19 protein-coding genes and 2 pseudogenes are annotated in these 18,161 nt (G+C 62.8%); 14 read left to right on the forward strand and 7 right to left on the reverse strand.

The window, feature by feature from the left end; genetic code table 11:
* Window positions 1-9: 9 nt before the first annotated feature.
* Window positions 10-642 (forward strand): YceH family protein, encoded by a 633-nt coding sequence (locus DH08_RS25165; RefSeq protein WP_192181857.1) that lies wholly within the window; start codon window positions 10-12, stop codon window positions 640-642.
* A gap of 96 nt (window positions 643-738) precedes the next feature.
* Here the strand turns inward: DH08_RS25165 and DH08_RS25170 are convergent, their stop codons facing one another.
* On the reverse strand, window positions 739-1,164 hold the full coding sequence (locus tag DH08_RS25170; RefSeq protein ID WP_192181858.1) for an OsmC family protein: 426 nt from the start codon (window positions 1,162-1,164) through the stop codon (window positions 739-741).
* A gap of 13 nt (window positions 1,165-1,177) precedes the next feature.
* On the opposite strand from DH08_RS25170, the gene DH08_RS36620 reads away from it, so the two are divergent.
* From DH08_RS36620 to DH08_RS25185, 3 genes are all read left to right on the forward strand, one after another.
* Window positions 1,178-1,606, forward strand: a complete 429-nt coding sequence (locus tag DH08_RS36620) for a hypothetical protein (RefSeq protein WP_246801000.1) — start codon at window positions 1,178-1,180, stop codon at window positions 1,604-1,606.
* Window positions 1,603-1,959, forward strand: a complete 357-nt coding sequence (locus DH08_RS25180) for a YciI family protein (RefSeq protein ID WP_192181859.1) — start codon at window positions 1,603-1,605, stop codon at window positions 1,957-1,959. The genes DH08_RS36620 and DH08_RS25180 overlap by 4 nt, the downstream gene beginning before the upstream one ends.
* Window positions 1,960-2,134: 175 nt before the next feature.
* On the forward strand, window positions 2,135-2,662 hold the full coding sequence (locus tag DH08_RS25185) for a hypothetical protein (RefSeq protein ID WP_192181860.1): 528 nt from the start codon (window positions 2,135-2,137) through the stop codon (window positions 2,660-2,662).
* Between the two features lie 210 nt (window positions 2,663-2,872).
* Here the strand turns inward: DH08_RS25185 and DH08_RS25190 are convergent.
* Together DH08_RS25190 and DH08_RS37510 are read right to left on the reverse strand one after the other, a co-directional pair.
* Window positions 2,873-3,223 (reverse strand): annotated as a pseudogene (locus DH08_RS25190) (2-octaprenyl-6-methoxyphenyl hydroxylase); the annotation flags it as partial.
* Window positions 3,216-3,357 (reverse strand): annotated as a pseudogene (locus DH08_RS37510) (DUF1073 domain-containing protein); the annotation flags it as partial. The pseudogenes DH08_RS37510 and DH08_RS25190, both read right to left, overlap by 8 nt.
* A gap of 670 nt (window positions 3,358-4,027) precedes the next feature.
* On the opposite strand from DH08_RS37510, the gene DH08_RS25195 reads away from it, so the two are divergent.
* The gene (locus tag DH08_RS25195) at window positions 4,028-4,315 is read left to right on the forward strand and encodes a hypothetical protein (RefSeq protein ID WP_192181861.1); all 288 of its coding nucleotides are present in this window, start codon (window positions 4,028-4,030) and stop codon (window positions 4,313-4,315) included.
* A gap of 273 nt (window positions 4,316-4,588) precedes the next feature.
* On the opposite strand, the gene DH08_RS25200 is transcribed toward DH08_RS25195, so the two are convergent.
* The gene (locus DH08_RS25200) at window positions 4,589-5,851 is read right to left on the reverse strand and encodes a ubiquinone biosynthesis hydroxylase (RefSeq protein ID WP_192181862.1); all 1,263 of its coding nucleotides are present in this window, start codon (window positions 5,849-5,851) and stop codon (window positions 4,589-4,591) included.
* Between the two features lie 115 nt (window positions 5,852-5,966).
* Between DH08_RS25200 and tesB the strand changes: the two genes are divergently transcribed.
* From tesB to DH08_RS25235, 7 genes are all read left to right on the forward strand, one after another.
* Window positions 5,967-6,830 (forward strand): acyl-CoA thioesterase II, encoded by an 864-nt coding sequence (gene tesB, locus DH08_RS25205; RefSeq protein WP_192181863.1) that lies wholly within the window; start codon window positions 5,967-5,969, stop codon window positions 6,828-6,830.
* A gap of 264 nt (window positions 6,831-7,094) precedes the next feature.
* Window positions 7,095-7,433 carry a P-II family nitrogen regulator gene (locus DH08_RS25210; RefSeq protein WP_006201125.1) on the forward strand — a complete coding sequence of 113 codons (339 nt, stop codon included), beginning with the start codon at window positions 7,095-7,097 and terminating at the stop codon, window positions 7,431-7,433.
* 31 nt (window positions 7,434-7,464) lie between these two features.
* The gene (locus DH08_RS25215; RefSeq protein WP_192181864.1) at window positions 7,465-8,895 is read left to right on the forward strand and encodes an ammonium transporter; all 1,431 of its coding nucleotides are present in this window, start codon (window positions 7,465-7,467) and stop codon (window positions 8,893-8,895) included.
* A gap of 336 nt (window positions 8,896-9,231) precedes the next feature.
* Window positions 9,232-9,507 (forward strand): hypothetical protein, encoded by a 276-nt coding sequence (locus DH08_RS25220; RefSeq protein WP_192181865.1) that lies wholly within the window; start codon window positions 9,232-9,234, stop codon window positions 9,505-9,507.
* Window positions 9,508-9,945: 438 nt separating this feature from the next.
* A complete protein-coding gene (locus DH08_RS25225; protein WP_192181866.1) occupies window positions 9,946-12,609 on the forward strand; it encodes a DNA translocase FtsK in 2,664 nt (887 codons plus the stop codon).
* A gap of 150 nt (window positions 12,610-12,759) precedes the next feature.
* Window positions 12,760-13,440, forward strand: a complete 681-nt coding sequence (locus DH08_RS25230; protein WP_192181867.1) for an outer membrane lipoprotein carrier protein LolA — start codon at window positions 12,760-12,762, stop codon at window positions 13,438-13,440.
* A gap of 288 nt (window positions 13,441-13,728) precedes the next feature.
* Window positions 13,729-14,535 carry an exodeoxyribonuclease III gene (locus DH08_RS25235; RefSeq protein WP_192181868.1) on the forward strand — a complete coding sequence of 269 codons (807 nt, stop codon included), beginning with the start codon at window positions 13,729-13,731 and terminating at the stop codon, window positions 14,533-14,535.
* 23 nt (window positions 14,536-14,558) lie between these two features.
* Here the strand turns inward: DH08_RS25235 and DH08_RS25240 are convergent, their stop codons facing one another.
* Window positions 14,559-15,014 (reverse strand): cyclic nucleotide-binding domain-containing protein, encoded by a 456-nt coding sequence (locus tag DH08_RS25240; protein ID WP_006201133.1) that lies wholly within the window; start codon window positions 15,012-15,014, stop codon window positions 14,559-14,561.
* Between the two features lie 222 nt (window positions 15,015-15,236).
* Window positions 15,237-15,920, reverse strand: coding sequence for a response regulator transcription factor (locus DH08_RS25245; protein ID WP_006201134.1), 684 nt, complete (start codon window positions 15,918-15,920; stop codon window positions 15,237-15,239).
* Window positions 15,921-16,067: 147 nt separating this feature from the next.
* Here DH08_RS25245 and DH08_RS25250 point away from each other — a divergent pair, with 147 nt between their 5' ends.
* The gene (locus DH08_RS25250) at window positions 16,068-16,601 is read left to right on the forward strand and encodes a L,D-transpeptidase family protein (protein WP_192181869.1); all 534 of its coding nucleotides are present in this window, start codon (window positions 16,068-16,070) and stop codon (window positions 16,599-16,601) included.
* Between the two features lie 175 nt (window positions 16,602-16,776).
* Here DH08_RS25250 and DH08_RS25255 read toward each other — a convergent pair whose 3' ends face one another.
* Window positions 16,777-17,031 carry a hypothetical protein gene (locus DH08_RS25255; RefSeq protein WP_192181870.1) on the reverse strand — a complete coding sequence of 85 codons (255 nt, stop codon included), beginning with the start codon at window positions 17,029-17,031 and terminating at the stop codon, window positions 16,777-16,779.
* A gap of 163 nt (window positions 17,032-17,194) precedes the next feature.
* On the opposite strand from DH08_RS25255, the gene gcvA reads away from it, so the two are divergent.
* The gene (gene gcvA, locus DH08_RS25260; protein ID WP_192181871.1) at window positions 17,195-18,145 is read left to right on the forward strand and encodes a transcriptional regulator GcvA; all 951 of its coding nucleotides are present in this window, start codon (window positions 17,195-17,197) and stop codon (window positions 18,143-18,145) included.
* The last annotated feature ends 16 nt before the right edge of the window (window positions 18,146-18,161 follow it).

An 18,161-nucleotide genomic window follows, 5' to 3' on the forward strand; every position in this document is an offset into this window, starting at 1 on the left:
GCCAAACCTATGACCGACACCGACCTTCCTATCCTCTCACCCGCCGAAGCCCGCGTGCTCGGTTGCCTGATCGAGAAGAAGGAGCTGACGCCGGATATCTATCCGCTGACACTCAATGCCGCGCATGCCGCAGCCAACCAGAAGACGGCGCGCGAGCCGGTGATGGCGCTGGAGCAGACAGAGGTGCACCGGGCACTGAAGCTGCTTGAGCAGAAGGGACTGGTGCGGCAGATGTTCGGCTCGCGCGTGGAGCGCTATGAGCATCAGATGGCGCAGCGCTTCTCGCTGACCACGCCGCAGACCGCGTTGCTCGGCCTGCTCTTGCTGCGCGGACCGCAGACGGCGCATGAGCTCCTGGCGCGCAGCGAGCGCATGGCGCGGTTTTCGTCGATCGAAGACCTGCGCGGTGAACTCGACATGCTGATTGGCCGCCGGCCGCCGCTGGTCCAGGAAATCCCGCGCGGGCCAGGCCAGCGTGAGGACCGCTACGTGCATCTCCTCTCTGGACCTGTGGACGTTGCAGCTCTATCGGCGCAACGGAGTGCGTCAGTCATGCCTGCTTCCGACCTGGAAGCGAGATTGGAGACGCTGGAGCAGGAAGTCGCGGCACTACGCGCCCGGCTTGATGCGCTGGGTGGTTGAGGCCGAGCAATCATTCCAGACGTTGCCGCACAGGGGCGCCATTGTCGGCAAAACGCCGGCCCTCAGGCCGGCGTTTGTCACTTCAGGTCATCCTGCTCAGCCGAGCTTGGCGTCGAGCGATACGTTGATGGCGCCGAGCGCCTTCGACACCGGGCAGCCGGCCTTGGCCTTCTCGGCCAATTCCTGGAATTTCGCGGCATCGATGCCCGGCACCTTGCCGACCACCGTAAGCGCGCTACCGGTGATCCCCGTACCGGGAACCAGCGTTACCACCGCCTTGGCGTCGACTTGGTCGGCGGGCGTGCCGTTCTCGGCCAGGAAATGCGAGAACTGCATGGCGAAGCAGCCGGCATGGGCCGCGGCGATCAACTCTTCCGGATTGGTGCCGGATTTGCCGCTCTCGTCTTCGAAGCGCGCCTTGAACGAATAGGGCGTGCCCTTGAGCGCCCCGCTCTGCGCGTCGAGCGTGCCTTTGCCCTCTTTCAGATTGCCTTGCCAGACGGCGTTTGCGGTGCGGTCCATGAAGTCCTCCTGATTGTCGTGGTTGCGCCGGCCGGGCGGCGGCGTTCCTCCTGACTATAGCGCCGGCGCGCGAGAAGACCACCGCGAGCCGTCATGCAATGTCGGCGGCGGAGAAATTATTCTGAAAAAAATGCGCGTGCAAAAATGTCGACTTCCATCCGGCCCGACCGTCCTGCGGGTGGCCACGGAGTTCCTGGCCGGATGGAGGTTCAAGATGGACAATCTGTTTTTCGCCCTATGGAAGAGGCCAGGCCGCAAGGCCGACCGACCGGAAGATTTCTGGCTGCATCCGCCGCCTTCCGGTCTCGGCCGGTTGCTGGCGGCGGTCGCGATCATCGCGGTCGCGGCATGCCTTCTCGATTATGCGGCGGCAGTCAAAGGCCCCGCAGACAGTGTCACCACCGCATCCTATGGTTCGTCACTGCAAGGGAGCCGGAAATGAAATATGTCTGCCTGGTCTATGGCGAGGAAAAAGACCTCTACGCGCTCGCCGCCGAGGGATCGGCCAAGCTCGACGCCGATTCGCTGGCCTATGACAGGTCGTTGGACCAGCAAGGCAAGCTGATCGTCGCGCAGGCGCTGCAGTCGGTGAAGACGTCGAAGTCGGTGCGGCGGCGCAAGGGCAAGCGGCTGGTCACCGACGGTCCCTTCGCCGAAACCAAGGAGCAATTGCTCGGCTTCGTCATGATCGAGGCCGACAATCTCGACGAGGCGCTGGAGATCGCCGGCAACATCCCGCTTGCCGAACTCGGCACGATCGAAGTCCGCGCGATCTATAACGTACCGGGGTCATAGCCCCAACATATCCTGCTCCCACTCTTGCGAGCGGTGACTTGAAACCGCGGACTCCGATTGCGGGATCTAAAATGCCTGAATGGGACACTTCGGATTTCTTCGGAGCCGCAACTCCAAAGTGTTGAAGCAAGGCGATGCTTCTCTTATCCTCGCCGCGGGTTTGGGGGATTTCGACATGCCTTTCCTGCTTGCTATCCTTGGCGTGTTGGGAGCGGCCGCGTTCTGGTGGTATCGGATGAAAGCCATGAACGACGCAGCGCGCGAGGTCGCGGATGTCGTCGGGCGCGTGCAAGGCAACATCCGGCGCAAGAAATTGCGCAAGCAGGCGGCATTGTCGCCGCTGACGGCAATCGACGATCCGGTGGTGGCCGCCGCGACGCTGATCACCGCCATCGTCTCCGAAAATGGCCCCGTGCTGCCGCAACGCGAAGCCGTCATCCGCTCGGTGATCTCGGAGATCGCCGACAAGAAGAAGACCGACGAGGCCGTGGTCTATGCCAAATGGGCGGCGGCACAGATCGACGACACCACGATCGTCATCGACAAGCTGGCGCCGTTCCTGCGTGAGCGCCTAGACGTGGCCGAGCGAAACGATCTGCTGCAGATGGTGAACCGCGCGGCCCAGGGCGGGGAGAAGAAACTGGAGATAGCCGACCAGCGCATTCTGCGGCTGCGGCAAAAGCTCGGCTTCGAGGTGAATTGACCCAGGCGACGGTCGATCTTTGAACGGAAGGCAGTCGTGCCTACATGAGGTTTAGGCACACCGAACTGTCACGGTACAAATGGAAGCAATAGCCTACCTGGCTGCGGAATTGGCTGATCTGATAGGCACGCTGTTTGGAGATTGGTTGCGCAAATCCAGGGCCGGCAGGTTGTTGATCGCGTCGTGGCTTTTTACTACCTTCTTTGGCTGCTAGATCGCCTCTCCTTTTAAGAGCCGCGGCGTGTCGCCTGAAAGCCCCGATGCCTGGCGGATGAAGAAATCCTTCAGCTTGGGCATGCGTTCGACGAGGCCGAGGCCGATGTCGCGGACGGTGCGCAGCGGACCGATGTCGTTCGAAAACAGCCGGTTCAGCACATCGGTGGTGATGCCCATCTGCACGGTGTCGAAGCGCCGCCACTGCTGGTAGCGTTCGAGCACGTCGAGCGCGCCGATGTCCTGTCCGAGGCGGTCGGCCTCGACCACCACTTCGGCAAGCGCGGCCGCATAATTGAGGCCGAAACGCTGTTCGACCTCGTGCTCGAAGACGAGGTCGTCGCCATCTGTCGAATGCCCGGACGTCGACGATCCTCCGCGGCAGCCACGCGCCACCGTAGGCGTTGAGCAGTTGCGCATCGCCGAGGATCGGCAGCGCGCGTGTAGTAATTCGACGCGGCTTTGTCTCGGTCTGTCCCCATGCGGGAAACGCGATTGGTTAGGCTGTCGCCGAGTTTGCGAGCGAGAGATATCAAAACGTTCTAATAGGGTACGAGTTCAATTTGGATGTTACCGAAACTAACGCTGCGCAAGGTTCGGCCGATTTCATTGGAGCGTTGACGCGGGGGGCATTCGGAATAGGGCTAATAGCGTCTGCTACATTGCAGCGGAATGGCGTCGAGAATTTCCGCGTCCTAGATAGCTTTGGTCGACTGGTAACACTTGTTCCGGACGACGAGTATTGCGAGCGGGCGCCCCCTCGCACGAAAAATTACATTTATCCAATCACCGGGGTGCTCGGTCTGCGCACGTATGCCCAGACGTTCCTGAGCATGAATCAGTCGGGCAATCTTGACACATCCAAGACTCCCTACACCATAACTTTGACATTTACGACGAGTGCGAAGAGTTCCGTCGGGCCGTCGCTTACGCTGAATCCGCTCGGCGACTCATTTGAGATCTCGAAAGTGTCAGGGTCCGTGTCTAATGATCGATCCGAGGTGCACAAGGTGGCCATCACATTTGTTATGCCAACAGGGCCCGACAAACGAGCTCTCACGATCGCAGAGCAGAGGGTCGAAGATGAGCTGAATAACGTCCGCTTCCAGCAAGCATTCGATCGCAGACGGGAATAGAAAAGGAGGAGCCGAAATGGCAGTCAATTACGACGACTTAGAAATAAGCGCCGTTCCCGAAAATCCCCCTCTCATGACCCCAGAGAAAGTCTTTGAGGTAGTGGATCTTATAACTCGACTGGGGGGTAGAGAGCAGTTTCTGGCCGCCTGCCATGCTCATGGCTTCGCCCTGAACGTGCCATCCGGCGACATTGCCTTTGTGAAGCAAGCTGTCCTCGACATCGTCCGAGCCAATGCTGAGCGAGCGCAAGACTCAAACGTCGAGATCCAAGCAATCGTGCGTTCAAATCCCACTTGCATATAATGATCCGCTCACTGATCGCGCCTGCGTAGCTTTCCAACGCAAAAAGCCTGTACTGGCCAAGGTGTAGGTGTTGGCGTTGATCAGGGCATCGAAGGCCGGGCTGGTGCTGTCTGCGTCATTGTCATGAGACGTCAGGGTAGTTACCCTCGACCTTCGGCGTCGAGGCCAAATCTCGACCACGCATCCACCGGACGCCGGCAGGCATCGCGTCGACGGCCTCGCATCGAGCGTTGGAAAAGAAGGCCTGAGGTAAATTGTGCTAAGCGGCGGCGCTCAGATCGCCTCGCCCTTAAGCAGTTTCGGCGTGTCACTTGACAGACCGGATGCCTGGCGGATGAAGAAGTCCTTCAGCTTGGGCATGCGTTCGACGAGGCCGAGGCCGATGTCGCGGACGGTGCGCAGCGGACCGATGTCGTTCGAAAACAGCCGGTTCAGCACATCGGTGGTGATGCCCATCTGCACGGTGTCGAAGCGCCGCCACTGCTGGTAGCGTTCGAGCACGTCGAGCGCGCCGATGTCCTGTCCCAGGCGGTCGGCCTCGACCACCACTTCGGCAAGCGCGGCCACATCCTTGAAGCCGAGGTTGAGGCCCTGGCCGGCGATCGGATGGATGCCGTGGGCGGCATCGCCGGCTAAAGCGATGCGCGGCGCGACGAAGGCGCGGGCGAGCGTCAGGCCAAGCGGCCAGGCGCGTGGCTTGTCGGCGACGTGGATAGCGCCGAGCTTGAGGCCGAAACGCTGTTCGAGCTCGTGCTCGAAGACGAGGTCGTCGCCGTCGACCAGTTTCTGTGCGTCCTCCGAGCGTTCGACCCAGACGATCGACGAGCGGTTGGTGCCGCTGCCGTCCGGCTTGAGCGGCAATGTAGCGAAGGGGCCAGCGGGCAGAAAATGTTCCTCGGCGCGACCATTGTGCGGGCGCTCATGCGCGACGGTGCAGACGATGCCGGACTGGCCATACTCCCATTTCACCGTCTTGATGCCGGCCATGTCGCGCAGTTTCGAATTGACGCCGTCGGCGGCGACCAGCAGGCGCGCCTTCAGCGTCGCGCCGTCGGCCAGATGCACGGTGATGCCGGCGCCATCGGTGTCGAAGGCGCTGACGGCGAGACCCTCGATGACGTCGATGCCGAGTTTTTCGGCGCGCCGGCGCAAGGCGCCGTTCAAATCCTTGTTGGCGACCATATGCGCGAAAGGCTCGCCGGGCGCCACCTCGCCGTCGAAGGTGAGAAACACCGGACGCACCGGATCGGATGCGCGCGAATCGGTGATGATCATGTCGGTGATCGCCTGCGCCTCCGGCGCGATTTCGTTCCAGACCTGAAGCTGTTCCAGCATGCGGCAGGCGGCCGCCGCGATCGCCGAGGCACGGCCGTCTCTTTGCCAGACGCCGGCGGGCGCGGCGTCGACCACGGCGACGGCGAGGCTGGGACGTGCCTGTTTCAGCGCCACGGCGCTGGCCAGGCCGACATAGCCGGCGCCGGCGACCAGCACGTCGAGCGAGGCCCGGGTTTTCGCATCCGCCTTGCGGTCAACCATGACAAATTCCTTTCGTGGCCCTGGCCCTTGCCGGCCATGTCCGGCCATTCGGCCTTGACTGCCCGTCATTCCTGTCGGAAACCGCCATAACACTTCCGCGGATGGAGCGCGAAACATGACAGTGGCCATGGACGAGCTTCTCGGCATTCTCGACCTCGAGCGGCTGGAACACAACCTGTACCGTGGTCGCAGCCCCAAGCTCGACTGGCAGCGCGTCTTCGGCGGCCAGACAATCGCCCAGGCGCTGGTCGCTGCCCAGCGCACGGTCGAGCCCGAGCGCCATGTGCATTCGCTGCACGGCTATTTCATGCGGCCGGGCGACACCACGGTGCCGATCGTCTACGAGGTCGACCGCATCCGTGACGGCGGCTCCTTCACCACGCGCCGCGTGGTCGCAATCCAGCACGGCCAGGCGATTTTCTCGCTGGAAGCCTCGTTCCAGCAGGATGAGGTCGGTCTCGAGCACCAGGTGCCGATGCCGCAGGACGTGCCGGCGCCCGACAGCCTGCTGTCGCAGCGCGAGTTGCTGGGCAAATTCGGCGAGGCGGTTCCGGAAGGCATCAAACGCTACTGGGACCGCGACCGGCCGATCGAAATGAAGCCGGTGATGCTGAAGCACTATACGAGCCGGGAAAAGCTGGAGCCGGAGCAGAACATCTGGATCCGCACCACCGGACCTGTGCCGGCCGACCGCGCCACGCAGGCGGCGGTGCTCGCCTATCTCTCCGACATGACGCTGCTCGACACCTCGACCTTCGCGCATGGCCGCGCCATCTTCGACCGCGACATCCAGGCGGCCAGCCTCGATCACGCCATGTGGTTCCACCGCAGCCATCCGCTCGACGACTGGATCCTCTACACGCAGGACAGTCCGTCGACTCAAGGCTCGCGCGGCTTTACGCGCGGCTCGCTGTTTGCCCGCGACGGCACGCTGATCGCCTCGGTTGCCCAGGAAGGGCTGATCCGGCTCAAGCGTTGAGCAGGACAGGAAAGCGGTCGTATGCCGCTTCGGCCTGTCGAATAGGCATTTTCAAAAAATTGCCTATTTTTTAATCAGTGACAATGCCGTGACTGTGCACGACTTGCCGTTCCGCGGCCTTCAATCTCTTTGTTTACAATAGGTTAACAGGCTGCTTCGGCAATTGGCACGGAGCTTGAATCCTAGCGGGCACTCTCCGGCTCTCATTGGGATCGGCGAAGTCGTGCAAACGCGGGGACCCGCAACAGCAAAGGGTGAAACCTTATGAAAATCGTGATGGCTATCATCAAGCCGTTCAAGCTCGACGAGGTGCGCGAGGCGCTCACCGCAGTCGGCATCCAGGGCCTGACCGTCACCGAAGTCAAAGGCTACGGGCGTCAAAAGGGACATACGGAAATCTATCGCGGCGCGGAATACGCGGTCAGCTTCCTGCCGAAGATCAAGATCGAGGTCGCGGTCGCTCTCGACATGGTCGACAAGGCCGTCGAAGCCATCACGGCGGCGGCCAAGACCGGCCAGATCGGTGACGGCAAGATCTTCGTTTTCGGCATCGACCAGGCCGTGCGTATCCGCACCGGCGAAACAGACACAGACGCGCTTTGAGCAGCGAGCACGCATTCCAATGGAGAGTTCAATGAACATACCTTCCACCTTGAAGTCAGCGGCGCGCTCCGCGCTGCTGGGCTCGTTCGCGCTCGGAGCATTGGGCACGGTCGCCGCGCTGGCGCAGGAAGCGGCCCCCGCCGTCGCCGCGGCCGCGCCGGCAGCCCCCGCTTTCACCGTCGACAAGGGCGACACCACGTGGATGATGATTTCCACCGTGCTGGTGCTGTTGATGACCATTCCCGGCCTTGCCCTTTTCTACGGCGGCCTGGTTCGCACCAAGAACATGCTCTCGGTGCTGATGCAGGTCTTCACCATCACCAGCGTGGTCATGATCATCTGGGTCTTCTACGGCTACAGCCTCGCCTTCACCGCCGGCAACGCCTTCGTCGGCGGTCTGTCCAAAGCGTTTCTCTCCGGTGTCAGCGTATCGACGCTCTCGGAAACCTTCACCAAGGGCGTCGCCATTCCTGAACTGGTGTTCGTCGTCTTCCAGATGACCTTCGCCTGCATCACGCCCGCGCTGATCGTCGGCGCCTTCGCCGAACGCGTCAAATTCTCCGCAGTGATCCTTTTCGTCATCCTCTGGGTGACGTTCATCTACTTCCCGATCGCGCATATGGTCTGGTTCTGGGGTGGTCCGAGCGCCTATTCCGATCCGTCCGGGCTGATCTTCAGCTTCGGCGCCATCGACTTCGCCGGCGGCACGGTCGTTCACATCAATGCGGGCATCGCCGGCCTCGTCGGCGCGCTGATGATCGGCAAGCGAATCGGCTACAAGAAGGACATCATGGCGCCGCACTCGATGACGCTGACCATGGTCGGTGCTTCACTGCTGTGGGTCGGCTGGTTCGGCTTCAACGCCGGTTCGAACCTCGAGGCGAACGCCTACGCGGTGCTCGCCATGATCAACACCTTCGTCGCCACGGCGGCGGCGGCTGTGACCTGGACCGTGCTTGAATCGCTGCTGCGCGGCAAAGCGTCCATGCTGGGCATAGCTTCCGGCGCGGTGACCGGCCTCGTCGCCGTCACGCCGGCTGCCGGCTTTGCCGGGCCGATGGGTGCCATCGTGCTCGGCATCGTCGCCACCTTCGTCTGCTACTTCTTCGTCTCGGTGGTGAAGAACACGTTCGACTATGACGACAGCCTCGATGTCTTCGGCGTCCACTGCGTCGGCGGCATCATCGGCGCGCTCGGTACCGGCATCCTGGTCAACCCCGCCCTCGGCGGCGCCGGCATCGTCGACTATTCGACGGCCGATTTCGCCGCCGGCTATGCCGGCACGGCCACCCAGTTGCTGGCGCAGGGCAAAGGCGTGCTGGTGACCGTGCTCTGGTCGGGCATCGGCAGCGCCATCCTCTACAAGATCGTCGACATGATCGTCGGTCTGCGTCCGTCGGCCGACGCAGAGCGCGAAGGCCTCGATCTCACCTCGCATGGCGAAGCGGCCTATCACTCGTAAGCCTCGCCAGTGCCGGGCGGCTTGCGCCGCCCCGCATCCTCCCATCCCGTCGTGACGCTCCCGAAAAGGGCTCACGCATTGAGGCCCGGACCTGTTCCGGGCCTCTTTTTTGTCTGACCTTTTGTTTTTGCGCAATTCCGGACGGAAACCCGCGGCACACTTTTCCTGGAATTGCTCTAGATGCCCGCCTGCCGCCAATGCCGGCGGCCCGATCACTATCAGTTGATCGGGCGCGTCGTCAGGCTTCCCGTCTGAAACATCCGGCATGCCGGTTTCGAACTGGGGTGGCGATCGTCGCTTGGGCGCCCGCGAAAAACTGGGAAGGAAACCCATCTCATGAACATCAGGAGTATCTGCCTTGGAGCGCTTGCTCTTTCCATGGTCAGCGGCGTGGCATTCGCCGGCGCTCTCGACTCGCCGGACAATATGGCGCCGTTCTTTACCGACAGTGGCATGAAGGCCATGAAGCCCAAGGCCGAGTTCAAGGCGGCCTGGGACTCGATGGCCAAGGACAAGCAGGACGCGATGATGAAGGAATGCCAGGATGCTGCGATGAGCAAGCCGCATGCCGAATTCTGCGCCAATTTGCAGGCGCTCGGCGGCGCCAACTGAGATGGCAAGGATCAGGCCCATGCGGACCTGGTCTTTCCAAGCAAGCGATGGCGAGTCCGCGGGTTCGCCATTTTTGTTGGTACGGATCCGGCCCGTCAAGCATCAAGCGAATGTGATTCAGAGTGATTCCACAGGCGCATCGTTTGTCGGCTAGCTTGCGCCTCGATCCCACCCCCGGATCAGCGGAGGGCCAAATCCCACTTTCGCCCTCCTCAAGAAAGGCCTCGCTGGCTCCGGCTCGCGAGGCTTTTTTGCATCGACCCGTCCGGCTCGGCAAGGCGGGCGCCGGCAGGCATCCGCAACTCACGGTATCGGGTTTTGGCCGCCTCAACTTCTTATAGTTAATGCGGCCTTAACCTTCCCACCGATAGTCTGGCATCCGAATCTGCCGGAGTGCGTGTTGCGCCCGGCCAGTCCATGACAGACGGGGAACGAGGCATGCGTTCAGGGGCTTCAGCACCGCTCGCGCTGACCGATACGGGGCACGGCATCCAGGCATTCGCGCGGCGCCAGGTCGGCCGGCTGGTCGGCGTCGCCCTGTTCGTGTTCGTTGCCTTCGGCATCGCCAGCCTCGCCACCTGGAACGTCGCGGATCCGAGTTTTTCCCACGCCACCGCCAACATCGTCACCAACGCCATGGGCTATACGGGCGCGGTCTTTTCCGACCTTGCCATGCAGTTCTTCGGTCTTGCCGCCGTTGCTGCCCTGGTGCCGGCGGTGATCTGGGGCTACCTGCTGTTTTCCGCGCGCGGCGTCGACAGGCTACCGAAGCGGGGGCTCACCTGGTTCGGCTTCGCGCTGCTCGCGGCGGCGATCGTCGGCTGCGTGACGCCGCCCAAGACCTGGCCGCTGCCGACCGGGCTCGGCGGCGTGTTCGGCGACATGGTGCTGAAGATCCCCGGCCTGGTCATCGGCGGCTATCCGACCGGTCTCTTCGCCAGTGTGCTCGCCGTGCTGCTTGCCGCGCCGGCGCTGTGGTTGTTCGCCTATGGCTCGGCGCTGATCGCACGCAAGAACGGCTTCGCTGTGCTCGAGCCAGCTGCCGCGCCCGATCCCCGAGAGGACGACCTGCTCTTCGACAATGACGAGGATGAGGGCGACGAAGGCATATTGGCGCTCGGCGCCATCACCCATTGGTGGCTGTCGCTGCGCGCGTGGATGCATCGCCGCGCCGTGCGCCGCCAGCAGGAGCGGGACGAGTTCGAGCCGGAGATGGAGCAGCGCTCCACCGCCTGGCGCCGTGCCGCCGAACGCGTCGAATCGGCGGAATATGCCGAGGCGCGGATGAGCCCGGGCGGCCGCGCCCGCGTCGAGCCGGAATTCTTCGCCGCCATGGTCAACGACCGCAGCATTTCCGTCGACCCGGACGATGACGACGTGTTCGACAATGACGACGCCGACATGGATTTTGCCGACGACGAGCCCGTCCAGCGCCGCACTGCGCCGACCGCCAAGGTGCAGAACTTCCGCTCCGACGCGGCGACCCGCGTCGAGGCACCGGCGCCGCGTCCGGCCCCCGGTGCCCGCGTCCAGCGCGAGGCGCAGACCTCGCTGATCGGCTCGGAAACGTTCGAAATGCCGTCACTGCATTTCCTGTCCGAACCGAAGAACGTCGTGCGCGACGCCAGCCTGTCGAAGGACGCGCTGGAGCAGAACGCCCGCCTGCTCGAGGGCGTGCTGGAGGATTTCGGCGTCAAGGGCGAGATCATCCATGTCCGGCCAGGCCCGGTCGTCACGCTCTATGAACTCGAGCCCGCGCCCGGCATCAAATCCTCGCGCGTCATCGGCCTGTCCGACGACATCGCCCGCTCGATGAGCGCTATCGCCTGCCGCGTCGCCGTCGTGCCCGGCCGCAACGCCATCGGCATCGAACTGCCCAACGCCAAGCGCGAGACGGTCTATCTGCGCGAAATCATGGCCAGTCGCGATTTCGAGACCACCAAGGCAAAGCTGGCGCTGGCGCTCGGCAAGACCATCAACGGCGAGGCTGTCATCGTCGACATCGCCAAGATGCCGCACGTGCTGGTCGCCGGCACCACCGGGTCCGGCAAGTCGGTCGCCATCAACACCATGATCCTGTCGCTGCTCTACCGGCTGACGCCGCAGGACTGCCGGTTGATCATGATCGACCCCAAAATGCTGGAACTTTCGGTCTATGACGGCATCCCGCATCTTTTGACGCCGGTCGTCACCGATCCGAAGAAGGCGGTGGTGGCGCTGAAATGGACCGTGCGCGAGATGGAGGATCGCTACCGCAAGATGTCGAAGGTTGGCGTGCGCAACATCGACGGTTTCAACGCACGCGTCCAACAGGCCGAGAAAAAGGGCGAGAAAATCTCGCGCACCGTGCAGACCGGCTTCGACCGCCAGACCGGCGAGGCGATCTACGAGACCGAGAATCTCGATCTCGAGCCGATGCCCTACATCGTCGTCATCATCGACGAGATGGCCGACCTGATGATGGTCGCCGGCAAGGACATCGAAGGCGCCGTGCAGCGTCTGGCGCAGATGGCACGCGCCGCCGGTATCCACGTCATCATGGCCACGCAGCGTCCCTCGGTCGACGTCATCACCGGTACGATCAAGGCCAACTTCCCGACCCGCATCTCTTTCCAGGTGACGTCGAAAATCGACAGCCGCACCATTCTGGGCGAGCAGGGCGCCGAGCAGCTGCTCGGCATGGGCGACATGCTCTACATGGCCGGCGGCGGCCGCATCCAGCGCGTGCACGGGCCCTTCGTCTCGGACGACGAGGTCGAGAGGATCGTCGCCCATCTGAAGCTGCAGGGCGTGCCTGAATATCTCGACGCCATCACCGAGGACGATGGCGAGGACGACGACGACGAGCCGTCCGGCAAGGGCGGGTCCGGCGGCGGCGGTGGCGGCAATTTCGAGGATTCCGACGATCCCTACGACCAGGCGGTGGCCGTGGTGCTGCGCGACGGCAAGGCCTCGACCAGCTACATCCAGCGCCGGCTCGGCATCGGCTACAACCGCGCCGCCTCGATCATCGAGAAGATGGAGAAGGAAGGCATTGTCGGTCCGGCCAACCACGCCGGCAAGCGCGAGATCCTGGTACCGACGGAGGACGACAAGTTCTGATGCGCCGGCAGGCGCTGCGCAGCGCCTGCCCGCAACCTTTGAACCTTCTGGCGCGTTGAAGCGATTGAGCGCTGTCCGACCCGCCAAACTTAAGCCTAACTGGGGGTCCACGGACTGCTACACCATACGCAACAGACGAAAGTGACCGGCATGAAAAACTTGATTTTCGCCAACAGCGATTTTGCCCCAACCCGCCGTCAGGTGCTTGGCCTTGGCATGGTCCTTGCGGGTGCCGCGGCCATAAACGTCGTGCCTGGTTTCCAGCTGCTGGCGTCAGCGCAAGCGGCTGTTCCGCCGGCGGCGCAGAAGATCGCCGACCATTTTTCGTCCGTAAAATCGATGTCCGGCGAATTCGTGCAGTTCGGGCCGAAGGGCGAGCAGACCGGCGGCAAGTTCTTCCTGGAACGTCCAGGCAAGATCCGCTTCAACTATGACGGATCGTCGAATTTCCGGGTGATTTCCGACGGCAAATCGGTAGTCATCCTCAACAAGAAGCTGAAGACGTCAGACCTCTATCCGCTGTCGAAGACGCCGCTGAAGCTGTTGCTCGACGACAGGATCGACCTCTCCGGCAACCGCGTCAAAAGCGTCAAGGAAGAGGACGACCTCACCACGATCCAGCTCTCCGACAAATCCGTGTTCGGCAATGCGAGGATCACCATGATGTTCGATCCGAAGTCCTACGAACTGCGCCAGTGGACCATCACCGACGCGCAGGGCAAGGACACGACGGTGATGATCTTCAACGTCAAGGAAGGTGTCAGCTTCGCCCCCGACACCTTTGCCATCGACTATACGGCAAACCGCGAGCTGAACACCAAGACGCGCTAGGGGTCCGCTGTCGTGCGGAACCTTCCGGGCGTTTGCGCTGCCCCTCATCTGGCTGCCGCCATCTTCTCCCCGTAAACGGGGAGAAGGACGCTGCCATCGAACGTTTCGCCAATCGCCAGCGTTGCAGAATGAGCGCAAGGCTGCGGCCAGCTTTTTTCTCCCCGTCTACGGGGAGAAATGCCCGGCAGGGCAATGAGGGGCAGCGCCGACCTTGCCGATTATCACCCAGCTTGTTTTTGCGGCGTGCGACTGGCAGTAGATCGGTGATCTTTTGCCGGACCCTGCCGCATGCCCTTTTCCGTCGCCACCTGGAACATCAACTCCGTTCGCTTGCGCATGCCGATCGTCGAGCGCCTGCTTGTTGAGCAGGCCCCCGACGTGCTCTGCCTGCAGGAGACGAAAGTTCCCGACGAATTGTTTCCCGAGAAGGCCTTCCGCAAGCTTGGCTACGAGCACATCGCCTTCCACGGCCAGAAGGGCTACCACGGCGTCGCGACGGTGGCACGGCGGCCGATCGCAGTGGTCGAGAAGCGGCGCTTCTGCGAGATCGACGACAGCCGGCATCTGTCGGTCACGGTGCGGGCCGGCGGCAAGGCGATCCTGCTGCATAATTTCTATGTGCCTGCCGGTGGTGACGAACCCGACCCGGAGATCAACCGCAAGTTCAGGCACAAGCTCGACTTTGTCGCCGAGATGAACGCCATCCGCGCCGAGCACGACGAGGTGTCCGGCTCGATCCTGGTCGGCGACCTCAACATCGCGCCGCTCGAGCACGATGTCTGGTCGCACAAGCAGTTGCTCAAAGTCGTCAGCCACACGCCGGTAGAGACGGAAAGCTTCGAGGCGATGCGGCGCGCCGGCAACTGGGTCGACCTGATGCGGCTCAACGTGCCGCAGCAACAGAAGCTCTACACCTGGTGGAGCTATCGCGCGCAGGACTGGGAGGCCTCGGACCGCGGCCGCCGGCTCGACCATGTCTGGTCGTCACCGAACCTGGTGGCAAATTTTGCCGGCTATGAAATCCTGCGCCCGGCGCGTGGCTGGGAGCGACCGTCGGACCATGTGCCGGTCATTGCGCGATTTGATTTAGAGTAGTCGTGGTCGACGCGTAGTCGAACCTACCCCGTAAAGCGCGGCGCCAGCTCCTCGATGCGACGGATCAACGCCTGAAAATCCTCCAGGATGCGCTGGTGCAGGTTCACCGCGATCTCGGGATATTCTTCCAGGATGCGGCGGAACATCTTGCGGCTCAAGCGCAGCACTTCCGAATCGATCTCGGCTGAGGCGCTGGTCAACCGGTTGGTGTCGGCAATCAGCGCCAGCTCGCTCAAGATGGTGCCCGGACCGACCGTGTTGATGGGGATGCGGTCGCCATTCTGCTCGCGATAGAGCACGATGCGGCCGCTGACCACGATATAGGCCGAATCGGCCACGTCGTCCTCGCGGTAGAGCTTGTGGTTCGCCTGCAGCAGCGTGGTTTCGGCGCCGAAGGCGAGCAGGCGCAGCTGTTCCTGCGTGAAGCCCTCGAAGAGCCTCACGGCGGACAGGATGCGGATGTCGTCATCCAGCGCCATCTAGCTATGTCCCCGAGCGGTCAGTCCAATCCCTCCCTTAGAGCGCCGCATCCCATTGGATGCGCAAAGGATGCTCTAACATCCTGAATCTACGCACCATGCTTTCCAAAAATCGATTCCGATCTTTGGCCGATGCGTTTCGGAGTCGATCCTACCACCCTCCAGCATCAGGATCGCACCCGAAAGCGGCCCCGCCCGACCGCTCATTGGATCATGAAAAGTTTAAGGAACCAGCTTGTAGCCGCCGCTTTCTGTCACAAGAATTTCGGCATTGGAAGGATCGCGCTCGATCTTCTGGCGCAGACGGTAGACGTGGGTTTCCAGCGTGTGCGTGGTGACGCCGGAATTGTAGCCCCAGACCTCTTCCAGCAGCACGTCGCGCGTCACCACCTTCTGGTCGGCGCGGTAGAGATATTTGATGATCGAGGCCTCCTTTTCGGTCAGCCGCACCTTGGCGCCGCGCTGGTCGATCAGAAGCTTCTGGCTCGGCTTGAAAGTGTAGGGGCCGACCGAGAAGGTGGCGTCCTCGCTCTGCTCGTGCTGGCGCAGCTGGGCGCGGACGCGGGCAAGCAGCACCGCGAAGCGGAACGGCTTGGTCACATAGTCGTTGGCGCCAGCCTCGAGACCGAGAATCGTGTCGGAATCGGTATCGTGCCCGGTCAGCATGATGATGGGCGCCTTGTAGCCGCCCTTGCGCAGGATTTTCACGGCCTCGCGGCCGTCCATGTCGGGCAGGCCGACATCCATGATGAGCAGGTCGACGAGGCCACCGCGGGCCGCAGCGACGCCTTTTGCGGCCGTTGCCTCCTGCTGGACGTCGAATTCCTCGTAGAGGGCCAGTTGCTCGACGAGTGTGCCGCGCAGGTCGTCATCGTCGTCAACGATCAGAATGGTGCGTGAGGTCATGGATCAATCCGTTGTTTTGAAAAGAAAATTCAGTTGACCGCCCCCCGTTTATGCGGAAGCTGACCGACAGAACAGCCGATCACAGTGATTTGTTCCGTGACACGATCATACAAGAAAAAACGTGCATGCAATGCAGCCGGCGCATTTTTGCCAAAAGGGCTCGCCGTGCTCAGCGTGCGCGCCAGGCCCGGCAACCCCAGTCAGGGGTTTTTGCAGGCTGGCCGCCTGGTGTTTTCCTGCGCCCTGGGGCGCGGCGGCATTTCTGCCAACAAGCGCGAAGGCGACGGCGCCACGCCGCTTGGCCCCATGCGGATCCTGTCCGGTTATTTCCGTGGGGATCAATTTTCCGGCGGCCGCAGGACGCGGCTGGCGATGACGCCGATCGGCCCCGATCTCGGCTGGTGCGAGGTGCCGGACGACCGCAACTACAATCGCCCGGTGAAAATCCCCTACGGCGCCAGCCACGAGCGGATGCGGCGTTCCGATCGGCTCTATGACGCCTGCCTGGTGCTCGACTGGAACATTTCGCCGCGGCGGCGCGGGCGCGGCAGCGCCATCTTCTTCCATCTGGCGCGCCCGGGCTTCACGCCGACGCAAGGCTGCGTGGCGGTGACGGCGCAAACCATGGCGCGGCTTTTGCCGCTGCTGTCGGATAGGACGGTGGTGAGGGTGGTTCGCTAAGGGCCACTGAGATTCAGGTGATGCCGGCCTGCAAACGATGGCTTCCTGCGCTTCCGGTGCTCACGTACTTAAGTACGCTCCGCTCCGGTTCTCGGAAGCCACCTTGTTTGGTCGCTTCGCGCCCGTCTTCGACTCCGACTCGGCCTGACCTGAATCTCAGCAGCCTTCGAGCGTATCAATGGTTCGGACGGCGTGGCGACTGCCAGCCTGTGTCGAGCAAGCCGAGGCGGCCGAGTTCGCGGTCCATGGCGCGGGCGACGTCCTTGCGTTCGCCGCCGATGTCGCGCAGCTGGCGATCGGAGAGGTCCTCGACATCCTGGTGGGCGATATCCTGGTGGGCGAGGCGTATGGCGACCCTGGCGTGGCGAAGCCAGTCAAGCGCAGCGCTGATCCAGCTCGGCCGGGGGGCTCTCAAGGCGATGTGTGACATGGTGTAATCCGTTCTCCGGATGTCAAATCCGGTTTGATGGTGTTTCGATGATCACATCATGCCGGATTGAAATTTAAGGGGGAAACGAGTAGTTCTTTTCTCATCATCAAGTTTTCTTTGAGGATCGAAGCGCCATGATCCCATTTGACCAGGTCTCGCCCTGATGGCCCGTCTGCTGCCGGGAACCCGTGCCTTGAGAACGCTGGAGGCGGCGGCAAGGCACCTCAATTTCACCCGCGCCGCCGATGAGCTCGGGCTGACGCCGGCCGCGGTCAGCCATCAGATCAAGGAGATCGAGGACCAGCTCGGACTGGTGCTGTTCACGCGCACCAGCCGCACCATCCGGCTGACGGAAGCAGGTACGGTGCTTTCCGACGCCGCGACCGACGCGCTCGACCTGCTGGGCCGGGCGGTTTCGCAGGCGCAGAAGACGGCGCGCGGAACGGCGCTGCTGAAGATCACGCTGGACGCGCAATTCGCGACGAAATGGCTGATGCGGCGCGTCGATGATTTTCGCCGGCAGCGGCCTGGCATCGAGCTGCGCTTCGACATCTCCTATGAAGTGCGCGACTTCGACCGCGACGACGTCGATATCGGCATCCGCTTCGGCACCGGCAAATATCCGGGACTATGCGCCGACCGACTGTTCGAGAACATCATCACTCCGGTCTGCAGCCCGGCCCTGCTGCGCTCCGGGCCGCCGCTCAAGGAGCCGCGCGACCTGTTCCAGCACACGCTCGCCCATATCGTATGGTCGCGCCAGGGCGTCACCTGGCCGAACTGGCGCATGTGGATGGCGGCGGCGGGCGTCGATGATTTCGACGACAGCCGGACCATCGTTTTCGGCAGCTCATCGGATGCGGTGCAGGCAGCGCTCGACGGCAATGCGGTGGCGCTCGCCGATTTTGCCATGGTGGCCAACGACCTGTCCGAGGGCCGGCTGGTGCGGCCGTTCGCACTGGGCATCAAGGTCGCGCCCGAATTCGCCTATTTCCTCGTCTATCCGGTCGCATCCGCCAATGACGCGAGGGTCGTGGCCTTCAAGGACTGGATCCTGAACGAGGTCCACAAGCCGCAGCCGGACCCGACGCGCCGGAGTTGGGACGAGCTTTAGATTGCGCCAGCCGCCA

Origin of the sequence: Mesorhizobium amorphae (genome assembly GCF_014843845.1) — a bacterium.
GTDB lineage: Bacteria > Pseudomonadota > Alphaproteobacteria > Rhizobiales > Rhizobiaceae > Mesorhizobium > Mesorhizobium amorphae_A.